Genomic DNA, 293 nt, shown 5'->3' with positions numbered 1-293 from the left:
CCCCAAGACAATAAGTTATTGTCTTGGGGTGAATCTTAAACAAGAGGGGGTACTCTCTATCCCTAACCCGACAGCTAACTTCGTAAGCGTTGTAGGAGAGAAAGGTCTGTCTTCTGGACCCTTCTTTTTAAGATTGGTCTTTTTTCATGTGAGGAGATGAATATTGTGGGTGTAAAAAAACAGTTTGTTGTCATTGGAATTGGAAGATTCGGAGGAAGTGTATGTAAAGAACTTGTGAAATTAGGGAATGAAGTTCTTGTCATTGACACGAACGAGCAAAAAGTAAACAACTA

The 293-nt window shown here is 39.2% G+C and carries 1 protein-coding gene and 1 riboswitch; the gene reads left to right on the top strand.

The genetic code is table 11. The features are described 5' to 3' along the window. A riboswitch (cyclic di-AMP (ydaO/yuaA leader) is annotated at window positions 1–105 on the top strand. This riboswitch is flagged as partial in the annotation. 51 nt (window positions 106–156) lie between these two features. Continuing rightward, on the top strand, window positions 157–293 hold a 137-nt coding region (locus tag AOA62_RS32655), incomplete at its 3' end, for an NAD-binding protein (protein ID WP_178075622.1).

The organism is Pseudomonas sp. 2995-3, from assembly GCF_002742565.1.
Lineage (GTDB): Bacteria > Pseudomonadota > Gammaproteobacteria > Pseudomonadales > Pseudomonadaceae > Aquipseudomonas > Aquipseudomonas edaphica.
This window is presented reverse-complemented; position numbering and strand designations above follow the sequence as displayed.